The following is a 23,888-nucleotide window of genomic DNA, read 5'->3' on the forward strand; positions in this document are numbered from 1 at the left end:
AAACTTATTGAACTGGATTATGATTTGCGGATTTTGGAAGATTTTTCATAGAGTTAAAATCAGCGCATCCTTTTATTTCCGCTATTGTTGCACCTGCTGCAGGAACATCAGTCTTAGGTTTAAGATTGTTGAATGTTGCACCTAAAACCACGTCAATTAGCTTATCTTGTCTATCGTCCATTCGCAAAATAGCGTCTTTAAAGTTAGCAGCTAAAGTATAAGCTTCATTAATTGATTGCTTACCAAAGTAGATTGTTGTGCGTTTTACACTTTTTTCGCTATTTCCAACTTCGATCAGGTTAAAACCGCGGTTTCTTAGTCCTTCTCCTACTGCTCTTGCGAATCCACGGAATTTTGTTCCGTTTAGTACTCGAATAGGAACAGCACGATTATCGATATAAGTAGCCTTATTCTCATCTTTATTTTTTGTAGGGCAAGGCGCTTGAACTCCATAATTTGGGTCGATTTCTGGAGTTTTAGGGGCAGCAATACCAAATACATGGCATTGCACTAGAACAGCAAGAAGAAACGCTGCTCCAACACAAATTCCAACAGTAGTAAGTACAAATCGTTTCTTTTGGTACATGAACTCTCTGCGCGCCAGTCGCTCGTCGTAAAATTGCGTCATGCTAACTTCCGATCTGTACTATGTTTCTGTTGCGTATCTTATTGTACGAGACTTGCAATTGTGCATAAAATCATAATGTTTTATGCACAAAACAATACTAGCAATTTTACTTACTATGTATGACTGTGTTTTTAAAAATAATTCATATCTGTGAAGCCTTATAAAGAGCCAAGAATTCTGCGCATGTAAGGGTCTCTCCACGCCTAGTTGGGTCTATTCCAGCAATATCGTACGATTCATTAGAAATAATGCCTTTAAGAGCGGAATGCAGTGTTTTTCTTCTTTGTTGGAACGCTGCATCAATAATTTTAAACACTTTTTCTCGCTCTTGATCATCTTCTCTTATCGCGTTGTTTCTTTCAAAATAAACGAGAGCAGAATCAACATTTGGAGCAGGCCAGAATACATTTCTACCAATTAAACCAGCTTTTTGAGATTCGCCATACCAAGCCAACTTTACGCTTGGAGTTCCATATGTTTTTGTGCCTGGTTGAGCGCAGAGGCGATCTGCCACCTCTTTTTGAACCATTACAAGGAAACTCGTAAGATTATTAAACTTTTCAAGAAGAGTAAGAATAATAGGGGTTGCAACATTATAAGGAAGATTAGCAACAAGAGTAAAGTGTTGTGCATTTGCTAAATTTGGAACGTCTTGAGCGTTTAATTCGAGCGCGTCTTTAAGAATCACATTAAATCGTTCCAAGGCGTTAGGCATAAATTCTTTAACGGTACTAGGCAAACGTTTAGCAAGCGGAGGATCTATTTCTACAGCCGTAAGATTTGCTCCAGTTTGCAAAATAGCAAGTGTTAAAGATCCAAGACCTGGACCTACTTCCATAACGTAATCACATGAATTAATTTTTGACGCAGCAACGATTTTCTTAACCGTACCAGGGTCAATAACGAAATTTTGACCGAATTTTTTAGTAGGAGTAATACCCTCTTCTGCTGCAATCCTACGGATGTCAGCGGCTCCAAGAAGAGAGCCTTCTTGCTCACTAATATTATTTTCTGTCAATTTAATACCATCCAAACTTTAATACCATCTAAACTTTTCTGAATGCTTCCATGCTTCGCTAGGATTCCCGTATTTGCTTTTAATGTAATTAATTCCCCACGTTATTTGTATTGATGCATCTTCGTGCCAATTTGCTCCTGCGCTCGCCATTTTGTTTGCTGGAAGAGATTGTGGTATTCCGTATGCGCCAGAGCTTTTATTTTCTGCGTTCCAACGCCAGTGAGATTCTCTTGTCCACAATTTAACAAGATCTTCCCACATTGCGCCAGTCCAACCAATTTGAGCACATGCAGCTTGAGCATATAGTTTTGCTTGCTCAGGAGTGGCGTGAACCATGCCATTGGGATTGTTGGCTGGTGGAGCAGGTGCTGGTGGAGCTGAAGGAGCGGGAGCTGGTGTTTGTGATGCTGGCTGTGATGCTGCAGGTGCTTGTGTTTGAGAAGAGGAAGAAGGATTTTGCTGATTATTCGCATTAGGTTGAAGCTGATTTTGTGAACTACTATTGCTCTGGTTTTGAGAATTTTGCACACTTTGTTGGGATTGACTATTTTGAGAAGGTTTTTTAGATTCTTGTGTTTTTGTTTCTTGTTTAGTGTTAGTTTTATTCAAATTAGTATTACTAGAAGGTTTTTGTGAAGTCTTTCCGTTAGTGTTGTTACTACTTTGCTTATTCTGCTTAGGGGTTTGAGGATTAGGTTTGCTACCTACAGCAACAATCTGATCTGTTGCAGGAGTAATCACGTTTTGTTTTATTAATACAGAGCTTTCTGCTTTACCGTCAACATAAGTCACATTGTATAAGTCTGTGCGTTCGCCATTTATGCCAGATTGTCTAACAACTCTCACTCCAGATGGCAAATTTGGATCATTTATCGTTCTAGTGTCAAAAGGAATGATGACATTTCTAGATTCTTTTCCATGAGTTACGCGAAGAATGCGTAATACGGTTTGTGATCCATTTTCGCTTACGGTAACTCTATCTTCTTTTCCCAAAACGATTCCTAGAGAATCGAGAATAGAACTTGCTGGAAGTGTTCCATCTGGCGCTATCCTAGATTTGCCATCGCAAATAACCTCTACAGGTCCTTTTTTGTTAATAGACAATCCTCCAGTGAGTTTGTCGTAAATATTTTGCAAATTTACTGTGATTTTTGCAGCATGATATGCATTTGCTTGGAAGAATCCAATTAGTTGATCTACGCTGGTTGCAACAGTCCAAAATGGTATTGTTATGCCATCTACTGTTACAGAAGTTTGGTAAGCGCTCCTAACAGTTACAGTTGTGTGATCTGCAAGAATTTCTCCCGAAGTACTAATAACTTGATCATGCGTTTTAACAGGTATTTTTTGTTCCTGCAAAAGTCTTTGTGCAGTAGACGCATAGGTTGTGACAATTCTTGTTTTACCATTGACAATTAGAGCTACAGATTTGCGCGCAGAAAGAGTAAAAATCCCAGTGCTTGAAATAATAAGAGCCAAAACGCATACAAGGATGCGTATTCTTCTCATTACAACAAACCTTTGAGGCGTCCATCTGCGTGCCATTCAACCTCACTTCCAAAGTAAAACTGAACTTTAATTATATATAATGCTCGCAACTGAGCTAAAAGCTTATAAATGTTGATGAAATCTATCATAAAAGTGGGGGCGGGAGAGAAGGGGATTGTTCCCGCCCCCATAGAGGAGGAGCTGGTTGGGGGACGCTCCACCCTCTTACTCGGAAATCCTGAGTTGGGGGAAGATTTCCGAGAACTTACTCAAGCAAAGTCTACAATGCAAATCTTTTGTAAGTTTTTATTTTATATTTTATGATGAATACAAGTCTTACTTTTTATAAATTATCATACGACAAATCTATAAACTTATTTGCTTTAATTCTAACCCTTTAACGCAAATTTTACTAAAATTGCCAAAGGCCTTCAACTTAACACTATCAACAATTATATTTCAACAAGTAGAAGAATAAAACAGAGCCTCCTGCCGGGATCGAACCGGCGACCTGCCGCTTACAAGGCGGCCGCTCTGGCCATCTGAGCTAAGGAGGCGCGTTCCTGCGTGCAATAACTAGCGTGCGCGCAAAACATTGATTAGTGTACCAGCACCCAATGCCAAAATGCAACTTGTTCGCGCTGAAACGCTAATCAACAAGAACTAGTCAATAGGATTTGGCTGATCTTTGTCAGTTATTTTTGGCATAACGCCAGAAACGCCAACCTTAGACTTGTCTAATCCAATAGACTTAAGAATAGCATCCGGTGTACTGAGATTCTTCTTACCAACCACAACCATATCAAGCAGTTTTCCGTTGATAGTAGTTGTTGGAGTGGTCATAGCGCCCTTATTTTGTCCGCTAACATTCCACAAAGCTTTACGATTTGGAGTATCGGAATTAATAGCATCTTGCCAAGCGAGATAATTCCTATCAAACGCTTTACTTGCTACCTCTTTGCTAACTCCAGCCTTAATTGCCTGTTCAATAAGCTTTTCATTGCTTACAGGCTTGTAATCATCTCCTTCTTCTGGCTGGAAATCTTCAGCAAAAATGTTGTTAATAAATTGAAGTAAATGCAAAGGATTGTCGTCGTTAGACGAAATGTATGCGATTGCGCCAGTTACACGTGTTGAATAGTGGTCGCTAGAAATTCGATCTAAGAATGACATTGGGTGAATTTCAAGATTAATCTGACCAGCCTTCATCATGGCAATAAGCATTTGATCCGATTCGCGATTAAAATTACCGCACCCAGGGCATAGTGGATCGGCATAAACTGCAATGGTTGGAGCATTCTCAACTGTTGTTCCATATCCGTTTTTGCTGATTAAAATTCCGCCCTCGTTGTTAGCGTACTTAGGCTTTTGGTCACCTGTAAGATTTTTAACCGCTTTCTTTGCTTGTTGAGCTTGCTCAATTTTCTTTTGATTTTCCATATTGCTTGCGTTAAGAGCCGTAATGCCAATTGCAGCAATCATGCCAATTAAAATAACCACAACAACGATTCCAACAATAGTTTGCTGGCGTAACTCTTTAGCCTTTTTATCTTTAAGATCTTTACCATTGTGATTCTGCATGCTGTTTTGATTAATATCTGGCATGTTATTCCTTTCTGCACAGGTTTCTGTACAAGCAAATTTGGTGATGTTCTCGTGGAATAAAAATATCTGCAAAATAGTCTAGTTGACGGTATCAACTGTCTATATTTCTTGCTCGTTTGAGATTTTTCCCGCTCCGAGAATTGCTCCTGCTCCGATTCTGAAAATCTTAGTTTTCCCTAAAATAAAAGCAATAATCCATCCTGCTATAAAACCAATAAGATATCCAATTGATGTTTGAGAGAAAACATCTGGAGAGTAAGTTGGAAATTGTATGGTAATAAACCATATTTTGAATTTAATTAATTGTGGAGTCGCATGAATCATAAGTGGGTAGATATATGCGCCAATAACACCTGTAATTATCATTGTGACTAATCTAGGAATCGTGTAAATAGACGCTCGTACAAAATGCCAAGGTATACTACCGATTCTTATCAACCAATCTTTCCCACCAGTCGAATCGTTTGCGGATTGTCTGCGTAATTGTGCGCAAACATTGTATCCTATTGTGGCTGTAACAAGCATAAGAATAATGTTTGCAGATAGTGCGTCAATAATAGAGAATACTGAAATAGATGAGGAAAGTATTGCAAATATTATTAAAGAAAATGTTCCGCGAAACATATATTTACTTGTTTTAGGATGTATATTACCCTGTTCAGAATTTTTCGCGTATTCTTGTTCATTCGCGTATTCTTGTTCATCTTGATAAACATTATTCTGTTCATCAACATCTTGTTGATCAAAATTTTGTCTATCAACAATTTTTGTAGAGTCATCAGAATCTGTATTAAAACGTGTTGTATTAAAAAGTGTCGTATCAACAGGTGTTGTAAAATCACTGCTTTTAGGATCTTCAGCAACCCACAGTTTTCTAGGATTTTCTGGCATAATGCGAGTTTGTGTTAGCTGATTAGGTACAGTTAACCCATCAGACGTATGGTCAAAAGGGTAATTAGATTCCTGTAAAGCCATAGGATTTAATGCATCTTGGCAAATAGCTTGTTCAAGTTGTTCGGGAGTACAGCGTTCGCTTCTTTTAGGGCTTAATGCAGACTTAAATGCACGCATAGTATTTATAGGGAGTCCATTAAGATTAGCGTTTCCTGAAGCTGCCCTTTCCAAAACCGCCATTATTGGTTTTGTTCCAAAAACAGGCTTTCCTGTTGCGGCAAAAGCAAGAACTGCAGCGACGCTCCACCAATCTGTAATCTCGTCAGAATCTGATCCTTCAATGATTTCTGGAGCAATAAAACCAGGGGTGCCCATAACTAAACCAGTGCGTGTAACATGCGATTCGCCCTGACCCATAGATATACCAAAATCAACCAAAACTGGTCCTGTTGTAGAAATCATAACGTTTGTAGGCTTAATGTCTCTGTGTATTATTCCAGCGTTGTGAACCGCTTTTACTGCATCGATTAGCTTGTGAGCTAGTCGTTCTAAATCGTCTGCTACATATGGACCGTTAATAGCTACATCTTCTTTAAGATTGTGACCATCAATTAGCTCTGTAACTATAAATGCTATGGAAGCGTCAAGTTCCATATCTACTATTGAGCACACGCCTTCGTGATGAATTTTTTGTAAAGCTAGAGCTTCTCGTCTAAGTCTAAGTCTTGCTTGTTCTTGAGGATTAGTGTTTTCTAATGAATCTAAATCTTCACTTTGATCTTCTAACATAGATGCGCGCAGAATTTTCATTGCGTAAAATTGGCCACCGTCATCGTGGACGCGCCAGACAGAGCCCATAGCTCCTCCGCCTAAGCGTTCAATTAGCGTGTATCCGCCAATGTTTTGGCCAGAACGCAAATCAAATATGCTCACATCTTCCATAATGCATTATGGTAATGGGAGAGTATGCCAATTATGCGTTCCAGAGGAAAATTTATACAAAATTTTATAAACAAATGTTTAGATATTTAACACATATTAATGCGTGTTTATTAAACATTGTTTATATGTGATTTATCTGTTCGACACGCCGAAATGCCAGAAAATACTGTAATTTTGCTGTTTTTACTAAATAAACATGATATATTGGAGCATGGCTCAACGAAGAGAACCTTCAATGAACCATGTAAGTAAATGTGGACGATTGACGCCGCCGATGTAGGACTTGGGGTCTTGAGTGCACACCCTTCACAACGGATCGTTCGGCACGTACCTGCCGATGAAAGGAAAATATCATGGCAGAAGTTGTATTTGATCATGTCACCCGTATCTACCCAGGCAATGACAAGCCATCGGTTGATGATTTGAACATGACTATTAAGGATGGCGAGTTCCTTGTACTCGTTGGTCCATCTGGTTGCGGTAAGTCAACGACATTGAGAATGTTGGCTGGTTTGGAAGAGGTTAACAAAGGTCGCATTCTTATTGGTGGTCAAGATGTTACTACTATGCAGCCAAAAGATCGCGATATTGCAATGGTGTTCCAGAACTACGCATTGTATCCGCATATGACTGTTGCAGACAATATGGGCTTTGCTCTTAAGATTGCAGGCGTAAGTAAGGAAGAAATCCGCAAGCGTGTTGAAAAGGCTGCTGAGGTTTTGGATTTGACTGAGTACTTGGATCGTAAGCCTAAGGCACTTTCTGGTGGTCAGCGTCAGCGCGTGGCAATGGGTCGTGCAATTGTTCGTGAACCAAAAGTCTTCCTCATGGATGAGCCTCTTTCCAACCTTGATGCAAAGCTTCGTGTACAGACTCGTACACAGATTGCAGCATTGCAGCGTCAGCTTGGCGTCACTACCCTTTACGTGACCCACGATCAGACTGAAGCTTTGACAATGGGTGACCGTATTGCTGTAATCAAGCTTGGTGTTTTGCAGCAGGTTGGTGCTCCTACCGAGCTTTATGATCGTCCAGCGAACGTGTTCGTTGCAGGCTTCATTGGTTCCCCATCTATGAACATCAACCAGCATCCAGTTGTTGACGGCAAGGCTCAGATTGGCGAAGATTCCATCACTCTTCCAGCAGAAGCTGTTGATAAGCTTACTGAAGAAGATAAGGGTCAGATTATTGTCGGCTTCCGTCCAGAAGATGCAAGCTTGGCAACTTCTGATGATCCAAATGCCTTCTCCTTGAAGGTTGTGAACGTGGAAGATCTTGGCTCTGACGGTTATATTTACGGCAACATCATCACTGATGGCTCTCCAGAAGAGGCATCTACAATGATGAGCGACCAGAACAAGCTCACAACGATTCGCGTGAACCCACGTGCGCTTCCAAAGGTCGGTGACACTGTAAAGATCAAGATTGATCCATCCAAGATGCACCTGTTTGCACCTTCTACAGAGCTGCGTTTGAACTAATTGCTGTTTTCTTGGGTGCTTTGTTTAAAGTGCCCAAGATTTCTGTATAAGGGTATGGCGGGGTTCGCTACGCGAGCCCCGTTTTCGCATCGTTTGAATTATTTACGATTAGTTATAATTTGATTGCGATTTATTATTCGATTATTGGCGTTCGAACTTAACGGGTAGATTAAACTTTATGGAATGGAACGATACTCCTTTATTGGATCCACGTGCTATGCAAGCAACATCAGTATCTGCGCAGGATGAAACTGTATCTTCTGCAGAGCCTCAAGCTTTGAAGATTACTGCTGCAAGCTCTAATCCTCAAATGTTTATGCTTCCGTGGGAGCTTCCATTATCTCAATGGCCTACAAATCTTTTTGTAAACTTGCCGCGCGGTATCTCTAGGCACGTTGTGCGATTTGTGCACGTAGGCGACGAAGTGTATGCAATGAAGGAAATTACTCGTCAAGTTGCTGAACGCGAATATGAGCTTTTAAGGCGTTTGCGCAAATTGGAGCTTCCAACTGTTACTCCTATAGCTGTTGTAGCTGGTAGAAAAGATAAGAACGGTGAACCGCTTGAGGCAATGCTGGTAACTCGTCATCTTAAATTCTCTCTTCCATATCGCGCTCTGTTTGCTCGTACATTAAGACCTGATACTGCAGAGCGTTTGATTGATGCGCTTGCTGTGCTTATGGTTCGTCTGCATCTTTCGGGATTCTATTGGGGAGATGTTTCTCTTTCTAACGTTCTATTTTTAAGAGACGCGGATGCTTTTACAGCATTTCTAGTTGATGCTGAAACAGGTGATTTGCATGGAAGCCTTACAGAAGGTCAGCGTGAATACGATATTGATTTAGCTCGCACAAACATAATTGGCGAACTAATGGATTTAAGTTCTGGTCAACTTTTGCCTGGTGAGGTCGATGAGATTAGCATTGGAGATAGGCTCGTTGACCGTTATCATTCTCTTTGGAGCACGCTTACAGATGTGGACAAATTTAGTCCAGACGAAATGTGGCGTATTGAAAGACGAGTCAATAGGCTTAATGAGCTTGGTTTTTATGTTGACGAGTTGGAAATGAAAACTTCTGTGGATGGGCGAAGAGTGTTGGTTCGTCCACGAGTTGTGGATGCTGGTTATGCTTCACGTAAGCTACTTCGTTTGACTGGTCTTGATGTTCAGGAGAACCAGGCTCGTAGGCTTCTTAATGATTTAGACGCTTATCGTACGTCTACGTGGCGCCAGGGTGAAGAGTTGGAGATTGTTGCTACTGATTGGATGCGTGAGGTGTTTGAGCCTACGGTACGCATGATTCCTGCTGAGTTTAGATCGCAAATCCAACCTGCACAGTTCTTCCATGAAGTATTAGATCATCGTTGGTTTATGGCGGAACGCGTTGGGCATGATGTTTCTATGCAAGATGCTGTAACAAGCTATATTAAGAACGTTTTGCCGCAATATAAGATGGACAAGCGTGTTTTGGCCGCGATTAATGCAGATGCTGATTCTGGTGTGGTAGACGATGAATACACGTATTCTACTTCGTCTCCTATGACTCGCGATATTGATGAAGATGACCAAGACGCTAGCGTTTGGGCTAGTTGAATTCACTCGTTAGTGCATATTTTTCTTTAGTTAGCAAAGAATATTTTGCTATAATTATGGAATTTTTTATTAATATCGTGTGATATTATTCAACCTGTTAGTTGCCAATGATTGTCAACTAACGGAAATAGTTATTATGTAAATCAAAGGAGATTTCTATGTTAAAGGGCATTGATCCCATTATACCGCCAGAATTATTGAAAGTACTTTGCGAAATGGGACATGGAGATGTTTTGGTTTTGGCAGATGGAAATTTTCCAACCGAATCGGTAGGAAAAGATGCAATTGTTGTTCGTTGCGATGGACATGGTACTTCAGAATTGTTAAAAGCTATATTGAAGCTTATGCCTCTTGACCAGTACACATCTAAGCCAGTTACTCTTATGGAAGTTGTTCCAGGGGATCCTTGTGAAACCCCAATTTGGAACGACTATGAAGATATTATCTCTGGTTTTGATAAGCGCGGCGCTAATGCCATAGGAACCTTAGAGCGTTTTGCATTTTATGATGAAGCTAAGAATGCATATTGTGTGGTTGCTACTGGTGAACGCGCTCAATATGCGAATATTATGCTTCGAAAAGGTGTGGTTTTCGCTGGAGAATAAATAACTCTTAAACAAATAAACCCTACCAGAGATTTTGGTTAGAGTATTTTTAACACTGCATCGTTGTAAATAAGATTTTTGTAATTTCTTATTTTGCGCTGCAGTGTTTTTAGTTTTGTATTGATAATGATTTAACTGGCACACATCCTTGTTTTTTGTTAATATAGTAAACAATTAATTGTTCGGTGTGAAGTTGCATTGATTACTAAAGCAGGGTGGCAGTATGAATGAGGATTATCTCGCAAATGTAAGGCCTACAGCACGTCAAATTTCTTGGCAGAGTATGGAAATGTATGGTTTTATTCATTTTGGAATGAATACTATGACAGATCGTGAATGGGGGCTTGGCCATGAAGATCCGAAGCTATTCAATCCAGATAATTTAGATGTTGACCAGTGGCTTGATGCTTTACAATCGGCAGGTATGACTGGTGTGATTCTAACTTGCAAGCATCATGATGGTTTTTGCTTGTGGCCATCAAAGTACACCAAGCATACCATTGCGTACTCTCCATACAAAAATGGCAAAGGAGATATTGTGCGCGAAGTGAGTGAATCAGCTTGTCGACATAATATGAAATTTGGCGTATATCTTTCACCATGGGATCGTACCGAATCATCATACGGAACTGGCAAAATTTACAACGATTTTTATATTAATCAACTTGTTGAATTGCTAACGCACTATGGTCCTATTTTTTCCGTCTGGCTTGATGGTGCTTGCGGCGAGGGGGAGAATGGTAAAACACAAACTTATGACTGGCAACGAATCTATAGTACAATCCGTGCTTTGCAACCAGATGCTGTTATCAGTGTTTGCGGTCCAGATGTGCGTTGGTGCGGCAATGAAGCTGGTCATGCACGCTCTAACGAGTGGAGCGTATTGCCTACAGAATTACGTAGTGCTGAATTAACCTCTTCAAAATCACAACAATCAGATGATGGTAAGTTCTCTCGCAAATTTGCGTCTACTGATGAAGATTTGGGGTCTCGTAAAGCGCTTGCAAACTACGAAGGCGATTTTGCTTGGTATCCAGCAGAAGTTGATACCTCTATTCGCAAAGGTTGGTTCCATCACGATAATGAGGATAATAATGTTCGCAGTTCTGATGAATTATTTGATATATGGTGTCAATCTGTAGGGGGTAACTCAACACTTTTGTTGAATGTGCCGCCAACGCGTCATGGTTTATTAGCAGATTCTGATGTTAAGATTTTAAAAGAATTGGGCGATAAAATTCGTAAATTCCATGAGCGTGAATTACGAGATCCTGAAGCATTATCAATACAAGTTTTAAGTACTAATGCATATGAGGGAAATCCAAAGTACTTGATTGACAGAAAACAGGGTACGGCATTGTCATCTTCTAAGCCGATTGATTTTCGTATGGTATTTACTGAGCCTACTGATATTGATGGCTTAGTTATTGAAGAAGATATTAGTAAAGGACAACATGTTGAAACAGCTGAAATTCACATTGTTGATGAAAGTGGAGTAAATCATCATGTTTCAGATGTTCATGCCATAGGATATCGCAAAATTCTACGTTTTGACACGATTCGTGCAGTATCGTTAACTGTGAAAATAACTAGTATTCGTCAATATGTAGCTCTTCAATCATGCTATCCACTAGTTGCACAAGACGAGTAGTAGAAAACAAAACTCTGATATAAATTTATTTCACTAGTAATAAAATACCGCTGACATAGAAACTTTTTTGTAACTATATCAGCGGTATTGGCTATAGGAGGGAGGGTTAGAATAATTGCAAATCCACATTTAGAGAATATGGTTTATTGGCAGGCAAATGATATTCGGTATGCACAGGCGAGCCCCACGAATCATCGCCGCCGACTCCCATTTGTGCTGCAAGAATTCGCAAGAACATATGTTTTGAGTCACCTAAATCACTTATATGTTGTGCTTCCTCTATCATAGTGCTGCTGTATGGAAGTAAACTTATGCAGAAGTTGCTGGTACTATTATGTCGCTGAATACGCATGCCATGCCCAGAATCGTCTGTTATGTTTGCCCATCTTACTTTTTCATGATTACCAGTTTCTTGTGGAACAAGATATGGCATAAAATCGTCAAAAGCATTTGTTTTCCAAATTCCTAAACGTCCCGCACTGATACGGTCTGCATATGTTTCAACAGGACCAATACCATAGAATTCAAGGTTTCTGTATTCTATCGGTAGCATCCATTCCAATCCAAATGCTGGAATGGAAGGTAAATCTTCTCCAGAAGGAACATAATTTAGTTCAATGTGTAAATCTCCTGATGTTTTAGACACATATGTTAAATTCACTGTTGTATGGTCTGCGTTAGCAAGCTCATATTTGTATACAATTTGTAGCGTATTGTCGTCGAGCTTCTCGGCTGTTTGATCTACGCATTTAGCATATTTACCTGCTACGGACCATTGAGCACGCTCAAAACCATGTTTGCAACCGCGGTCATTGTCTGTTAGTGCTCGGAATGTAGTGATCAAAGGGCGTTTAATCACAAATTCTCGTTCGCCAAGGCGGTATGAAATAAGCCCACATTGTGAATATGAAAAAAGCGTTTCTATTGAAGAGTTACGTGTTCCTGCGTTCCAGCGTCCAATAGTAACAGTGCCATCTTTATGTAATCGTGCATCTGATATTTGCTTAGCTTGTGATTCTGAATTTTTAGTGAGTATTGTGTATTGTCCGAACGATAATTCGTATCCTTTTTGTGCCCAACATGTAGATTTTGCAAGCGCGCACGAAACTTCAAAAGTAATTTCTTCCCCACTGCTTTGATACTGTTCCAACGGCCACTCTATCGGCATTTCAAAATCATTTTCAGGTTCCACATTACACGTATATGGTTGAGACCACATAATTTTGCCGTCAACTCGTAATTGTGCCAAAAATACGTAATTTTCAGTATTTGTGAAAAGCTGATGATTTTCTATGCGAACACCATTTTCGTTTGGAAATAGTCTTATATTTGCATATTGTTGTTTAGCTTCAATGGCCTTAGGACTTGGTTTTCTATCTGCGAATAATAGACCGTTGCAACAGAATTCATAATCGGTAGGTCGATCATCAAAGTCTCCACCATATGTCAAACGTGTGCTTCCATCCGGTAGAGTTTGTTTTATCGCCTGATCGATGAAATCCCAAATAAAACCACCTTGGTAATGTGGATACTTTTCAAGAGCAACATACTCGTTCATGTTTCCCAATGAATTCCCCATAGCATGCATGTATTCGCAAGATATATAAGGTTTATCTGGGTTGTTTGATACGTATTTTTCTATTTCATCTGCGTGAGCATACATGCGCGTTTCAATGTCACTAGTATCGCGCCAAGACTTATCCATAGTCTGACCTTCATAATGCACTGGACGATGTGCATCTAGTGCATGAGCATGATGATACATAGAACGAAATACGTCTCCACCAAAGGATTCGTTTCCGAGAGACCAAATCAGCACACACGGGTGATTGTAATCGCGTTGAATCATGCTATCGACGCGATTTACGCACGCGGCACGCCATTCGTCTCTACTTCCAGGAATAGCGCATTCTGGAGTTATGTTTCCGCGCCCATCTGACCACGTTCCATGTGTTTCTAGATTAGTTTCGTCAATAAGATATAACCCATATTCGTCGCATAAATCGTACCAAACATCTTGATTAGGATAGTGAGAAGTTCGTACAGCGTTTATATTGTGTTGCTTACAAAAACGCACATCGGAAACCATGTCATCATATGTGATTGCTCGGCCTCTGTCGCAATTAAATTCATGACGGTTCACGCCTTTGAAAATAATGCGTTTTCCGTTTAATCTCATTATGCCGTTTTCAATATCAAAATGTCTAAAACCAATCGGCTGCACTACATGTTCAATAATATTTGATTGTTTGCTTACAACATCAATATGTAAGTCGTATAGCGCAGGATATTCGGCACTCCAAGGTAGTGCGTTAGGAATAGTAGTCGGTTTTAGTTCAGTAATTGTTTGTGCAGGTAGCGTGCAGTCCCACAAGATCTCATTATTATTTGTGAATTTATCGTTGCTGTATTTATGATTTGTAAGATAAGCGTGCAGTGTAATATCTGTTAAATTGTCTCCTTCTATGTTTGCTCTAAATGCGAGTTTCCCAGTATTTGTATCATTAATATAATCTGCATCAACATGAAGATTTGATATATGGTTGGAAGGCTGTACACGCAGTTCAACGGAACGGAAAATGCCGTGTAGTCTCCAATAATCTTGATCCTCTAACCATGATGCGCTAGAAAATTCGTAGCATGCTACAACAATACTATTTTCAGAATCTTCCAAAAATTGAGTAATATCAAATTCGCTCGGCGTAAAAGAGTCTTCACCATATCCAACAAACTTTCCGTTAATCCATACGTAAATAGCTGTTTGTGCTCCATGGAAGGTAATAGTAGCTTTACCTTCTTCGTTCAAAATCTGTTTAAGATTATTTTGTAAAACAAAATGTTTCTTATAAATTGCCACGTGATTTAAGGAAGGAACATTTGGTGCTTGAACGTCCTCATGGCCATCCCAAGGGTACTGAACGTTAACGTATTGCGGTTTTAATAGACCATTCATCTGTAAGTGTGATGGAACTGAGATTGTTTTATATGAAGAATCTTCGTAATTTTTAATATTCTCATCTAAGTTTTCAGGGTTGAATATGCGGGAAGAAAGTAGCTTTACTTCCCACGTTCCATTAAGTGACTGTATTGGTGTGGTACCGTTGATTGTGTAATGATGATGTGAATGCGCTGGAATAGTGTTAACGGCAAAAACCTGAGGATTCGTTATCCAATCAGTTTTTGCATTATTAGAAGATATGCAAGTATATGTTGGCTCATCCCAACAAGTATTGTCATTATAAATAGATGGCCTAGCCATTACATGCTCCAAATTGTGTTAGTAAAAGTTAAGAATACGTATAGATTAATTATGCTTCTGACAGCATAAAACTGTCAGAAGCAATAAAAGCAGATTTAGTAGGTTATCCTTTTGTTGCTCCAATTGCTAAGCCTGATTGCCAGTAGCGTTGCAATGCTAAGAACAACAGGATCAGTGGGAATACGACCAGCAAAGATGCGGTAATGACTAGGTTTGGAATAATCGGCATATTGCCGCCTTCATTTCCTTGAGCATTCCACTGTGCAAGTCCTAATGCCAATGGATACCATTTAGAGTCTTTAAGCATTATCAATGGAAGGAAGTAATTGTACCAAATAGAAACAAATGCAAACAATGACACTGTTACCAATGATGGCTTCATAAGTGGTAATGCCACTTGGAAGAAAATGCGTCCTTCACCAGCGCCATCAATACGTGCTGCTTCTATAAGAGAAGTTGGAACACTTTGCCCTGAGAATGTCCACATTAAATATAGACCAAATGGGTTTAGGAGCGATGGGATTATTACAGCCCAAGGAGTGTTCGTTAAACCAAGTTGCGAGAAAATCAAGAACTGTGGAACTACCAGCAGTACTCCTGGAATTGCCATAGATCCTAAGATGGTTAGCAAAATAAAGTGTTTACCTTTAAAATTGAGTTTTGCTAGAGCATATCCTCCCATAGTTGCAAACAATACAGAAATAATAGTGCCAATTATTGTGTATAGGACCGTATTCAGAATCCATCGCGCGAAAATGCCATTGTTATATGTAAATACCTCTATTATATTGTCCCATAGCGCGAATGAGGATCCAAATGATAGGCCGAATGTAGAAGCAAAATCAGCCTTAGTTTTTGTAGCATTTATGAATAGCCAAACAAATGGAACGAGGGCATATAAGAGATATAGATACACCCAGAATGTCATCATTGGGCTCTTCTTTGGATGTTCAACAGTGTAGAACCTCGTGCGTGGAGGCATCGCTGCCTGATTGTTTGATGATTTTGTTGTATTAATCATTTGTTCTTCCTTTGGATGCTTCATTGCATGTTTGTTTAGTGTTAATCAGCAGTGACATTTTTGCGCATATTGCGAATTTGAATTGTAAATGTAACAACAATAACAATGATTGCCATAATCAATGCCGCTGCTGCAGCATATCCCTGTGAAGAATCACCAAAAGCTAGATTGTAAATGTATAAGTTTGGTGTCCAACTGGTTGTAATGCCAGTGCCTCCAACCATTTTAGACAAAATTTGCGGCTCGTTGAAAAGCTGTACACTACCTATTATTGAGAAGATAGTAGTGATAGCCAATGAGCCTCTAATCTCTGGAAGCTTGATATAACGATCTATTTGGCGATAGCTTGCACCGTCAATTACAGCAGCTTCGTAAAGATCTGGTGAAATAGCCTTTAATGAAGAATAGAAGATGAGCATGTTATATCCAATAGCAGCCCAGCTAATCATTACTCCAATAGAAATCATGATAAATGAAGGAGAAAATGGATTTATATCAGTATGAGATATTTCATTAAAATTCTTAAACAGACCATATCTGGTTCCTAGGATGAACCCCCACATTAATGTGGAGATAACACCAGGAACGGCGTATGGAATGAATATTGAGATTCTGCACCAGTTTGTACCATATAGACGTTTCGAGTCGATAGCAAGCGCTAGACAAATCGAAATTATTAACATTAGAGGGACTTGGATTGCTGTAAATATGAGAACGCGTGCAATACCCTGCCACAATAATGGATCTTTCAAGAGTTCGAGATAGTTTTTTGCGCCGACAAACACAGTTCCGCCAATTAATTGGTGTCCAAAGAAACTAATGTACATCGAGTATACAAGTGGAATAATAAACACGAAGGTAAAGAGAAGCAAAAATGGAAGCACGAACATCCAACCAGCAGCTCCTTCGCGTTTAATGCCATTGCGTTGCCGTGTTAAATTCGCTCGTTTATTTTTAGAAGTGTTCAATATCATTGCTTTCCCCCAATGTAAAAATTTTTCAGTTAAATAGGTGCTGCTGGTGTTGTAGCACCAACAGCACCTTAAAATGGTAATGAGTTTATTTGCTACTATGAGTAAACATTATTTGCTTACTGTGAAGCCCTGCTTGTTTCCATAGTCAATGCACAGCTTAGCCCAGTTTTCTAGCTGCGTTTGAAGTGATTCGCCTTTTGCAACCTTTGCATAATCCATATTGTCGCCATATAGATCACGCACTTTTTCCATGAACGGAAGGTACTGCCATCCTTCTCCTACTTTTTGAGCTGAATCAGCAATAGGCTCACGGTACTTCTGGTCTCCGAAGTAAGGGTCAGTAGAAGAGAGGAACTCGCTATTCTTAAGTACGGAAACATTTGGAGGGAATACTCCAGCATCAACGCGTGCTTTCACGCCTTCCTTATCGTAGGCGAGGAAGTGCAAGAATTTCCAAGCCCATTGATGATTCTTTGCTTTCGCTGGAATAGCAAAGCCAGAGCCGCCGTTTTCTGCGCTCAACTGTTCGCCTGCTTTCCATTGAGGCATAGGAGCAACACGGAAGTTTCCAGCTTGTTTTGGAGCGCGGTCTTTAATGCTAGAGGTGAACCATCCTCCTATGATTTGTGTGGCAATAGTTCCATCGTTTAAAGCTCTGTTCCAATCATCGGACCAAGTTTTGATATTAGTTGCAATCAATCCTTCTTGAATCATCTTCTGATAGTAAGATACAGCTTCCTGCATCTTTGGATCTTTTACGTTAATATGAGCAGTGGTTCCGTTCACCTTAAATGGATGCCCTCCAGCTTGCCATACAAGAGATAGCAATGTGAAGATATCGCTTGCGTCATTTGTTATGTAGTACTTGTCTCCGAGCGCTTTTACTTTCTTAGCTGCTTGGTAATATTCTTCCCAAGTTTCTGGTACTTTGCTTACTCCTGCTTTTTCTAATATGGCCTTATTGTAGAACATAACGCTTGGGCCGTAATCCATTGGAATTGCGTATGGCTTATTGTTGAAGCTGATGTCCTGCCATGCGCCTTTCACAAATGTGCCTTTATCATTATTGGCGCCAAGAGTGCTTAAATCTACAAGTTTGTTTTGAATTGCGAAATAAGGAACTGTCAAGTACTCAAATTCCATAACGTCTGGAATTCCAGATCCAGCTTGAATGGCTGTATCCAGAGCCTGATAAGCGTCTGTTACAGTTTCTACTTTAATTTTTACGTTTGGATATTTCTTTTCAAATATTGCTGCTGCTGCTTTTGTTGGTGTTGTATTACCAGTCCACACAGTGAGGTTAACAGGTGTTTTAGTATCAACTTGCGCTGATGAACTCGAGTTATTGGTGTTACCGCATCCAGCAAGCGATAGTAGAGCGGCGCTCGCTGCTGCAATGATGCCAATAATTTTCTTTCCACTATGCATGGCGCTTCCTTTCTTTGAAGCTTTACTTGTCGACTTTGACGAGTTGTGTATTGATTGCCGGCGGCATCTATGTCGTTGGAACATTCAATGTTAACTATCTTAACAAATTATTTATTTGTTGTAAAGGCCAAGAAATATACAAACACTTGTGTGTATATTGGGATGAAATCATTGTTAAGAATTATGGTAATTATGGTAGTTATGCCTAGCGCGTATGCGTTACAGATGGCTACAATGGTTGAGAGAGTACAATATAGTTTATTGTGAAATTTTGTTGTGAGTGCATGCGCTGACAACAATTTTCCTGATGATTTGGCCTATTGGTGGGATGGTACGATGTAGTACTTACTTTCAGTATGCTGCAACAGCCCTATACTTGAGGAGTGTCATGTTTGGAACAACTGATGATAATGCCCTGTCTTGCTTTCTATCACCTTCTATGACAGTTACTAAAAAACATGAACCCGCTGATGTACGAATCAATAATCGCATGATGGTTTTTGGACAAATTTTTTCATCATGTCCTATGTCTAGAGCACAAATTGGCAGGAAAACCGGATTATCGCGAGTTGCTGCATGCGAAGTCGTGTCTGATATGTTAGATAAACACTTTCTGATGGAAAATGGATATGAACAACCAACGCGACCTGGTAAAAAAGGTACTTTAGTAAGTGTAGATGATCAATATTGGAATGTGATTGTTCTGGACTTATCAATGCCATTTTTGTTGCAAGCTGCTGTCATGAATTTACGCGGTGAAATTGTAACTAGGGTTGAAAAATCCTTTGATAAAATTACTGCTGTTACGCCTGAAACTGTAATTGCTTTAGCTGAGTCACTACTTGATGGTGCCTCGCACATACTTGGTTTTGGTGTTGCTGTCCCAGGCATTGTTGATGAAGATGGTGTAGTAGTTGAAACTGCGAATTTTGGGTGGAAGAATGTACCTTTACGTAAGATGTTTCAACAACATTTTGGTAAGTTTTGTGCAGTAGATAATGACGCGAATAGTGCTTTGATCGGTGAACGTTTTTGTGGGACTGGCAGAGCAACTGGCATTTTTGTTCAAATCGCTGTTGGCGTAGGCGCAGCATTGTTAATCGATGATTCGCTCGTTTTGGGTATTCATCATGCTGCAGGTGAAATCGGCCACGTAGTTGTTGATCCAGATGGTCCACAATGCACGTGTGGTAAGCGTGGTTGTTTAGAGACTTTTATATCTGCAGCTAACTTACGAAGAAGAATTAATGAGAATCCTTTAGACAGAACAACAATACTACAGGAAGCAGGTCGTTCACTTGGACATGTGCTTGCTCCGTCGGTTAGCTTACTTGATTTAGATGATATTTTTGTATACGGTTCAAAAGATATTGTCGATGATATATTTTTAGGCGCAACCGAATATGCAATTAATGCCGAAGCCGCCTCAACATTACAAAATCATTCTATTCGTGTACAACAATGTTCTTGCGGTAATGACATAGTTTTACGTGGTGAGAGCATTGCTGTTGTACAGGCAGTACTTCGAAATGCAAATGAGTATAAAAAAGTGCCCCCTGTGGGACTCGAACCCACAACCCAAGACTTAAAAGGACTCTGCTCTGCCAATTGAGCTAAAGGGGCAACAAATGCCTAGTGTACTACATTTTGTAGACTAATCCAACTCATGTCTACATGTAGCGTGTGTTTTGCGGAAAGTCGCTGCAAAATTGCAAGCAAAAATCACAAATTGATCTGTCCTAGTTCCTCAAGTTTTTCTTTAATCTGAGTTGCAGTCGGCTCAACCATAAAACTTCCATCGCTAAAAGTAACGACAGGAATATGCTTCTGCCCGCTAATATCGATAGCCTTTTGTTCGGCGCCTTCTTCAGATTCAATGTTATGCCAAGTAAAAGCAGCATTAAACTTATTAAGCGCAGCTTTAGCTCTGATGCAATCGCCGCACCAATCTGCTCCATAAACATCAATCAATGGCGAGTTTTCCATACGCAATACTCCAATTCAATTTTTGATTACAAAATTAACTTACAAAAGTATTGTATTAAAATGCTAATATTTACGTGATTTTTGCTTACTGTAGCAACAGTCTTTGTTGCAATCTAATCAACTGTCCCTTTAATTTCATAGTCTTTATTATATGAATATAGTTATGGATTTAGATTTGATTATATGGTCCGCTGTTGGCACAGTTATTTTAGCAGTGCTTTTAGTGGCTGCGGCAGTTGTGCTGAGAATTATCAGCAAGTCGCGAGGTCCTTTAATACCTACTAGCAAAGATAATCCACTGCCTAGCGTGGTAAAAAGTGATAGCAATGTTGAACCATCTGCGCCTGAAAACGTTGCCTCTCGAGTTACAAGATTGCGCTCTAAACTTGCTAATAGTGCGAATCCTTTTGGTCGTGCTCTGTTCAACATATTGAGCAAAGATAATCTTTCAGAAGAAGATTGGCAAGATGTAGAAGATACGCTTTTAATGGCAGATGTTGGAGCACAGGCAAGTGATGAATTGGTTGAATCACTTAGAAAAGATGCTAGGATTTCTGGAACAGCAAGTGCACAAGATGTACGTGAAATACTTCGTGCAAAATTGCTGGATATTGTTGGTGCCAAAACAGATAGAAGCCTAAATGCGGATTCTTCTAAAGCACATAAGCCAAGTGTAATCATGATGGTTGGTGTAAATGGCACTGGAAAAACCACCACTGCTGGGAAACTTGCTAGATTGATGGTTTCGAAAAATCGCTCGGTAATATTAGCTGCAGCAGATACTTTCCGCGCTGCAGCTGCCGATCAGCTTGAAACTTGGGCAAATGCTGTAGGTGTTAAAATCGTTCGATCCGAAAAAGACGGTGCAGATCCAGCTTCTGTAGCATTTGACGGTGCTACTAAAGCAAAGGAATCCAATTCAGATGTTTTGATCGTAGATACGGCTGGAAGGCTGCAAAATAAGGCAAATCTTATGGACGAGCTTGGCAAAATTCGCCGAGTTATTGAAAAAACTGTTCCTGTAGATGAAGTCCTTTTGGTTCTTGATGCTACAACTGGTCAAAATGGCATGGTTCAGGCAAAAGTTTTTGCTGAGGCAATTGGAATTACAGGTGTGGTTTTAACTAAGCTAGACGGTTCCGCGAAAGGCGGCATCGTGGTTTCTGTTCAAAAAGAGCTAGGTGTTCCTGTAAAACTTGTCGGATTGGGAGAAGGTCCAGACGATCTAGCTCCATTCGATCCAGAAAGTTTTGTGGATGGAATATTGGATTAATCTATAGTAATTAGTTATTAATCACGCAGCGCCAGTTGAGTAGAATATAAAAGAACATATAAAATAGAATATTGAAAGCATAACCGCCGAGGGTTGTGTATTGTGAGGTGAAAGATGACCGCAATGGATCCGCAATGGGCATTATTGGCCGCTGCTTTAGTGTTTATAATTACGCCAGGGATTGCTCTATTTTATGGCGGTCGCGAACGAGCAACATCTATGGTCAACATGATGATGCTTTCTGCTGGAGCGATTGCGGTAACAACCATAGTTTGGACGCTATGGGGATGGTCAATGGCTTTCGCTGGAAAAGACATGATTGGCGGCGTTGTGGGCGATCCTGTGAGTGGTTTGCTGCTACGTGATTCAATGGTTGCAGATCATGGAATTTTTACTTCTATGGACGCGAACACAGGCTTGTCTGGCGGAGGTATTCCAGCAGCCTTTAGATTAGCGTGCGCTGTTGTAGCAGTTGCTCTTATTACTGGCGCGTTGGCTGGGCGCGTAAAATACGCAATTTGGCTTATATTTGTGGCGGTGTGGGTCACTTTAGTATTTGCTCCGCTAGCGCATATGGTTTGCGGAGGAGGATTGCTTTCTCCTAATGGCGCAATATCACAAGCTCTAGGAATTCAAGTACATGATTTTGCTGGAGGATCGTTGCTGCACCTGACTGCAGCAGTTTCTGCGCTCGCAATCGTGCTAATTATTGGTGGTCATGCGCACTTCCCGTTAAAGCGATTTGTGCTTCATACCAAATCCTCTGCTGTTCAAGATAAGAGTAGTAACAGTAGTAACAATTCTGAGCATAAGGGGAATTTGGTTCGTGCATTGTGGGCTGACGTTGCGAGATTTAGTAAATTAGAAACTAATACGGGTTCGTCATCTTCTAAGGCAGAAGATTCTAGTGGTTCTGTTGAAGCTGTTAGTGATGTTGCGGATAATTCTGTAAATGTTCTAAAACGCCATCCGCATAATGTGCCGTTTGTTGTTCTAGGAATTTTTATTATTTGGTTTGGCTGGCTTGGCTTAATGATTGGATCTTCTGTAGGTCTTCCTGGAGTTGCTGGATATGCTTGGGTTTCGTCCACTATTACAGCATCTGCTTCTATGCTTGCTTGGGGTGTTATAGAGCGCTTGCGTTCAGGCTGTTTTACTGCTGTTGGTGCCGCGTCTGGAATTATGGCGGGTTTGGCTGCTAGCGCTGCCGCTGCAGATGTGATTGCGCCTTTATGGGCAATGGTATTAGGTGTTATTGTTGGTGTTGCTACATGCCTTGCAACGCATTCTAAGACTTTTGCGCGTTATGATGGAGCGCTTCACGTTGTGAGTGTGAACGGCATCGCTGCTCTTATCGGTATTTTTGCAGTGGGATTGTTTGCTGATGGTAGCGGGCTGTTTTGCGTTGGTGACTGGCATCAGCTTATAGCTCAGATTTGTCTACTTGTAATCACCGTGCTTTATTCCGGTGCAGTTACTGCTTTAGTTGCATTTGGTTTAGAGAAGCTTTTTGGTTGGAGAATATCGGAAGCTAAGGAGCGTAAGGGTGTTGATTTGGCAGATCAGGGTGAGCGCGCATACGACTTTTCGAGTATTGCTCAAGCTAGAGCTGGAGCTGTTGTAGAAGTTGCTGATTCTGAAGAAGGGAAAACCCAAGTTGCAGTTCTTACTCCAGTAGCTATTTCTGTTGATGAATCAGTTGTAGATGCAGATGGTGATTTTGTAGATTCAGATAGTGATTCAGCGGTTGCTGGCGACAATTCAGCTCATTCTTATGACAATGTTTCTGCTCAATCGCAAGACGAAGTTGAATTGGGCGAAGAGAAGATTGAAACTGAAAAAGATGGAGAAGAGTCAGAAAATTCAGAAGAAGCTGATTCTAGTTCTGTGGAAAATAAGTCGGATAAATCTAGAAGTAATTCTAAGAAATCTCAAAAAAAGCAATAAAATATCAAAGTTTGTGTAAAGTAATCCCCCATTGGTGTGAATATCTCAAGATTATGACACACACGGGCTAAGCGATGTGGATAAAAACTTTGAG

At 40.3% G+C, this 23,888-nt stretch carries 16 protein-coding genes, 2 tRNA genes and 1 pseudogene; 7 read left to right on the forward strand and 12 right to left on the reverse strand.

Annotated features, from left to right (window positions below; all coding sequences use genetic code 11):
• Nucleotides 1–4: 4 nt before the first annotated feature.
• The 6 genes from ABVC65_RS02130 to ABVC65_RS02155 form a co-directional block, all read right to left on the reverse strand.
• On the reverse strand, nt 5–628 hold the full coding sequence (locus tag ABVC65_RS02130; protein ID WP_004120244.1) for a LytR C-terminal domain-containing protein: 624 nt from the start codon (nt 626–628) through the stop codon (nt 5–7).
• 142 nt (nt 629–770) lie between these two features.
• A complete protein-coding gene (gene rsmA / locus ABVC65_RS02135) occupies nt 771–1,661 on the reverse strand; it encodes a 16S rRNA (adenine(1518)-N(6)/adenine(1519)-N(6))-dimethyltransferase RsmA (protein ID WP_004120252.1) in 891 nt (296 codons plus the stop codon).
• A 3-nt stretch (nt 1,662–1,664) separates the two neighbouring features.
• Entirely contained in the window at nt 1,665–3,191 is a 1,527-nt protein-coding gene (locus ABVC65_RS02140; protein WP_353582497.1) for a G5 domain-containing protein, read from the reverse strand.
• A gap of 426 nt (nt 3,192–3,617) precedes the next feature.
• A tRNA-Thr gene (locus ABVC65_RS02145) sits at nt 3,618–3,691 on the reverse strand.
• Nucleotides 3,692–3,797: 106 nt separating this feature from the next.
• The gene (locus tag ABVC65_RS02150; RefSeq protein ID WP_004120261.1) at nt 3,798–4,739 is read right to left on the reverse strand and encodes a DsbA family protein; all 942 of its coding nucleotides are present in this window, start codon (nt 4,737–4,739) and stop codon (nt 3,798–3,800) included.
• A 99-nt stretch (nt 4,740–4,838) separates the two neighbouring features.
• The gene (locus ABVC65_RS02155) at nt 4,839–6,575 is read right to left on the reverse strand and encodes a serine/threonine-protein kinase (RefSeq protein WP_004574426.1); all 1,737 of its coding nucleotides are present in this window, start codon (nt 6,573–6,575) and stop codon (nt 4,839–4,841) included.
• Nucleotides 6,576–6,928: 353 nt separating this feature from the next.
• On the opposite strand from ABVC65_RS02155, the gene ABVC65_RS02160 reads away from it, so the two are divergent.
• From ABVC65_RS02160 to ABVC65_RS02175, 4 genes are all read left to right on the forward strand, one after another.
• Complete coding sequence (locus ABVC65_RS02160) at nt 6,929–8,056, forward strand: ABC transporter ATP-binding protein (protein WP_004114066.1); 1,128 nt, start codon at nt 6,929–6,931, stop codon at nt 8,054–8,056.
• A 178-nt stretch (nt 8,057–8,234) separates the two neighbouring features.
• Nucleotides 8,235–9,650 (forward strand): DUF4032 domain-containing protein, encoded by a 1,416-nt coding sequence (locus tag ABVC65_RS02165; protein ID WP_004114068.1) that lies wholly within the window; start codon nt 8,235–8,237, stop codon nt 9,648–9,650.
• A 158-nt stretch (nt 9,651–9,808) separates the two neighbouring features.
• The gene (locus ABVC65_RS02170; protein WP_004574429.1) at nt 9,809–10,255 is read left to right on the forward strand and encodes an RbsD/FucU family protein; all 447 of its coding nucleotides are present in this window, start codon (nt 9,809–9,811) and stop codon (nt 10,253–10,255) included.
• A 223-nt stretch (nt 10,256–10,478) separates the two neighbouring features.
• A complete protein-coding gene (locus tag ABVC65_RS02175) occupies nt 10,479–11,906 on the forward strand; it encodes an alpha-L-fucosidase (RefSeq protein ID WP_004120276.1) in 1,428 nt (475 codons plus the stop codon).
• Nucleotides 11,907–12,012: 106 nt separating this feature from the next.
• Here the strand turns inward: ABVC65_RS02175 and ABVC65_RS02180 are convergent, their stop codons facing one another.
• The 4 genes from ABVC65_RS02180 to ABVC65_RS02195 all read right to left on the reverse strand — a co-directional run bounded on the left by ABVC65_RS02180 (nt 12,013) and on the right by ABVC65_RS02195 (nt 18,588).
• Entirely contained in the window at nt 12,013–15,165 is a 3,153-nt protein-coding gene (locus tag ABVC65_RS02180; protein WP_016828740.1) for a glycoside hydrolase family 2 TIM barrel-domain containing protein, read from the reverse strand.
• 103 nt (nt 15,166–15,268) lie between these two features.
• Nucleotides 15,269–16,186: a carbohydrate ABC transporter permease gene (locus ABVC65_RS02185; protein ID WP_004120280.1), complete on the reverse strand. Its 918-nt coding sequence runs from the start codon at nt 16,184–16,186 to the stop codon at nt 15,269–15,271.
• Nucleotides 16,187–16,227: 41 nt separating this feature from the next.
• The gene (locus ABVC65_RS02190; RefSeq protein ID WP_004120282.1) at nt 16,228–17,160 is read right to left on the reverse strand and encodes a carbohydrate ABC transporter permease; all 933 of its coding nucleotides are present in this window, start codon (nt 17,158–17,160) and stop codon (nt 16,228–16,230) included.
• Between the two features lie 108 nt (nt 17,161–17,268).
• Nucleotides 17,269–18,588 (reverse strand): ABC transporter substrate-binding protein, encoded by a 1,320-nt coding sequence (locus tag ABVC65_RS02195; protein WP_004574434.1) that lies wholly within the window; start codon nt 18,586–18,588, stop codon nt 17,269–17,271.
• A gap of 742 nt (nt 18,589–19,330) precedes the next feature.
• Here ABVC65_RS02195 and ABVC65_RS02200 point away from each other — a divergent pair.
• Nucleotides 19,331–20,035: pseudogene (locus ABVC65_RS02200) on the forward strand (ROK family protein); the annotation flags it as partial.
• A gap of 103 nt (nt 20,036–20,138) precedes the next feature.
• Here ABVC65_RS02200 and ABVC65_RS02205 read toward each other — a convergent pair.
• Both ABVC65_RS02205 and ABVC65_RS02210 read right to left on the reverse strand, forming a co-directional pair.
• Nucleotides 20,139–20,211, reverse strand: a tRNA-Lys gene (locus ABVC65_RS02205).
• Between the two features lie 99 nt (nt 20,212–20,310).
• Nucleotides 20,311–20,574: a glutaredoxin domain-containing protein gene (locus ABVC65_RS02210; protein ID WP_004114090.1), complete on the reverse strand. Its 264-nt coding sequence runs from the start codon at nt 20,572–20,574 to the stop codon at nt 20,311–20,313.
• A 151-nt stretch (nt 20,575–20,725) separates the two neighbouring features.
• Here ABVC65_RS02210 and ftsY point away from each other — a divergent pair, with 151 nt between their 5' ends.
• Entirely contained in the window at nt 20,726–21,847 is a 1,122-nt protein-coding gene (gene ftsY, locus ABVC65_RS02215; protein ID WP_016828744.1) for a signal recognition particle-docking protein FtsY, read from the forward strand.
• A 114-nt stretch (nt 21,848–21,961) separates the two neighbouring features.
• On the forward strand, nt 21,962–23,794 hold the full coding sequence (locus tag ABVC65_RS02220; RefSeq protein WP_353582498.1) for an ammonium transporter: 1,833 nt from the start codon (nt 21,962–21,964) through the stop codon (nt 23,792–23,794).
• Nucleotides 23,795–23,888 lie beyond the last annotated feature (94 nt).

The organism is Gardnerella vaginalis, assembly GCF_040427915.1.
GTDB classification, from domain to species: domain Bacteria; phylum Actinomycetota; class Actinomycetes; order Actinomycetales; family Bifidobacteriaceae; genus Bifidobacterium; species Bifidobacterium vaginale_C.

Coding starts and splice junctions, on each gene's coding strand:
- ABVC65_RS02165 (WP_004114068.1), top strand. CDS start 8,235: ATGGAATGGAACGATACTCCTTTATTGGATCCACGTGCTATGCAAGCA.
- ABVC65_RS02130 (WP_004120244.1), bottom strand. CDS start 628: ATGACGCAATTTTACGACGAGCGACTGGCGCGCAGAGAGTTCATGTAC.
- ABVC65_RS02195 (WP_004574434.1), bottom strand. CDS start 18,588: ATGCATAGTGGAAAGAAAATTATTGGCATCATTGCAGCAGCGAGCGCC.
- ftsY (WP_016828744.1), top strand. CDS start 20,726: ATGAATATAGTTATGGATTTAGATTTGATTATATGGTCCGCTGTTGGC.
- ABVC65_RS02150 (WP_004120261.1), bottom strand. CDS start 4,739: ATGCCAGATATTAATCAAAACAGCATGCAGAATCACAATGGTAAAGAT.
- ABVC65_RS02155 (WP_004574426.1), bottom strand. CDS start 6,575: ATGGAAGATGTGAGCATATTTGATTTGCGTTCTGGCCAAAACATTGGC.
- ABVC65_RS02175 (WP_004120276.1), top strand. CDS start 10,479: ATGAATGAGGATTATCTCGCAAATGTAAGGCCTACAGCACGTCAAATT.
- ABVC65_RS02210 (WP_004114090.1), bottom strand. CDS start 20,574: ATGGAAAACTCGCCATTGATTGATGTTTATGGAGCAGATTGGTGCGGC.
- ABVC65_RS02170 (WP_004574429.1), top strand. CDS start 9,809: ATGTTAAAGGGCATTGATCCCATTATACCGCCAGAATTATTGAAAGTA.
- ABVC65_RS02140 (WP_353582497.1), bottom strand. CDS start 3,191: ATGGCACGCAGATGGACGCCTCAAAGGTTTGTTGTAATGAGAAGAATA.
- ABVC65_RS02160 (WP_004114066.1), top strand. CDS start 6,929: ATGGCAGAAGTTGTATTTGATCATGTCACCCGTATCTACCCAGGCAAT.
- ABVC65_RS02190 (WP_004120282.1), bottom strand. CDS start 17,160: ATGATATTGAACACTTCTAAAAATAAACGAGCGAATTTAACACGGCAA.
- ABVC65_RS02220 (WP_353582498.1), top strand. CDS start 21,962: ATGACCGCAATGGATCCGCAATGGGCATTATTGGCCGCTGCTTTAGTG.
- ABVC65_RS02185 (WP_004120280.1), bottom strand. CDS start 16,186: ATGATTAATACAACAAAATCATCAAACAATCAGGCAGCGATGCCTCCA.
- ABVC65_RS02180 (WP_016828740.1), bottom strand. CDS start 15,165: ATGGCTAGGCCATCTATTTATAATGACAATACTTGTTGGGATGAGCCA.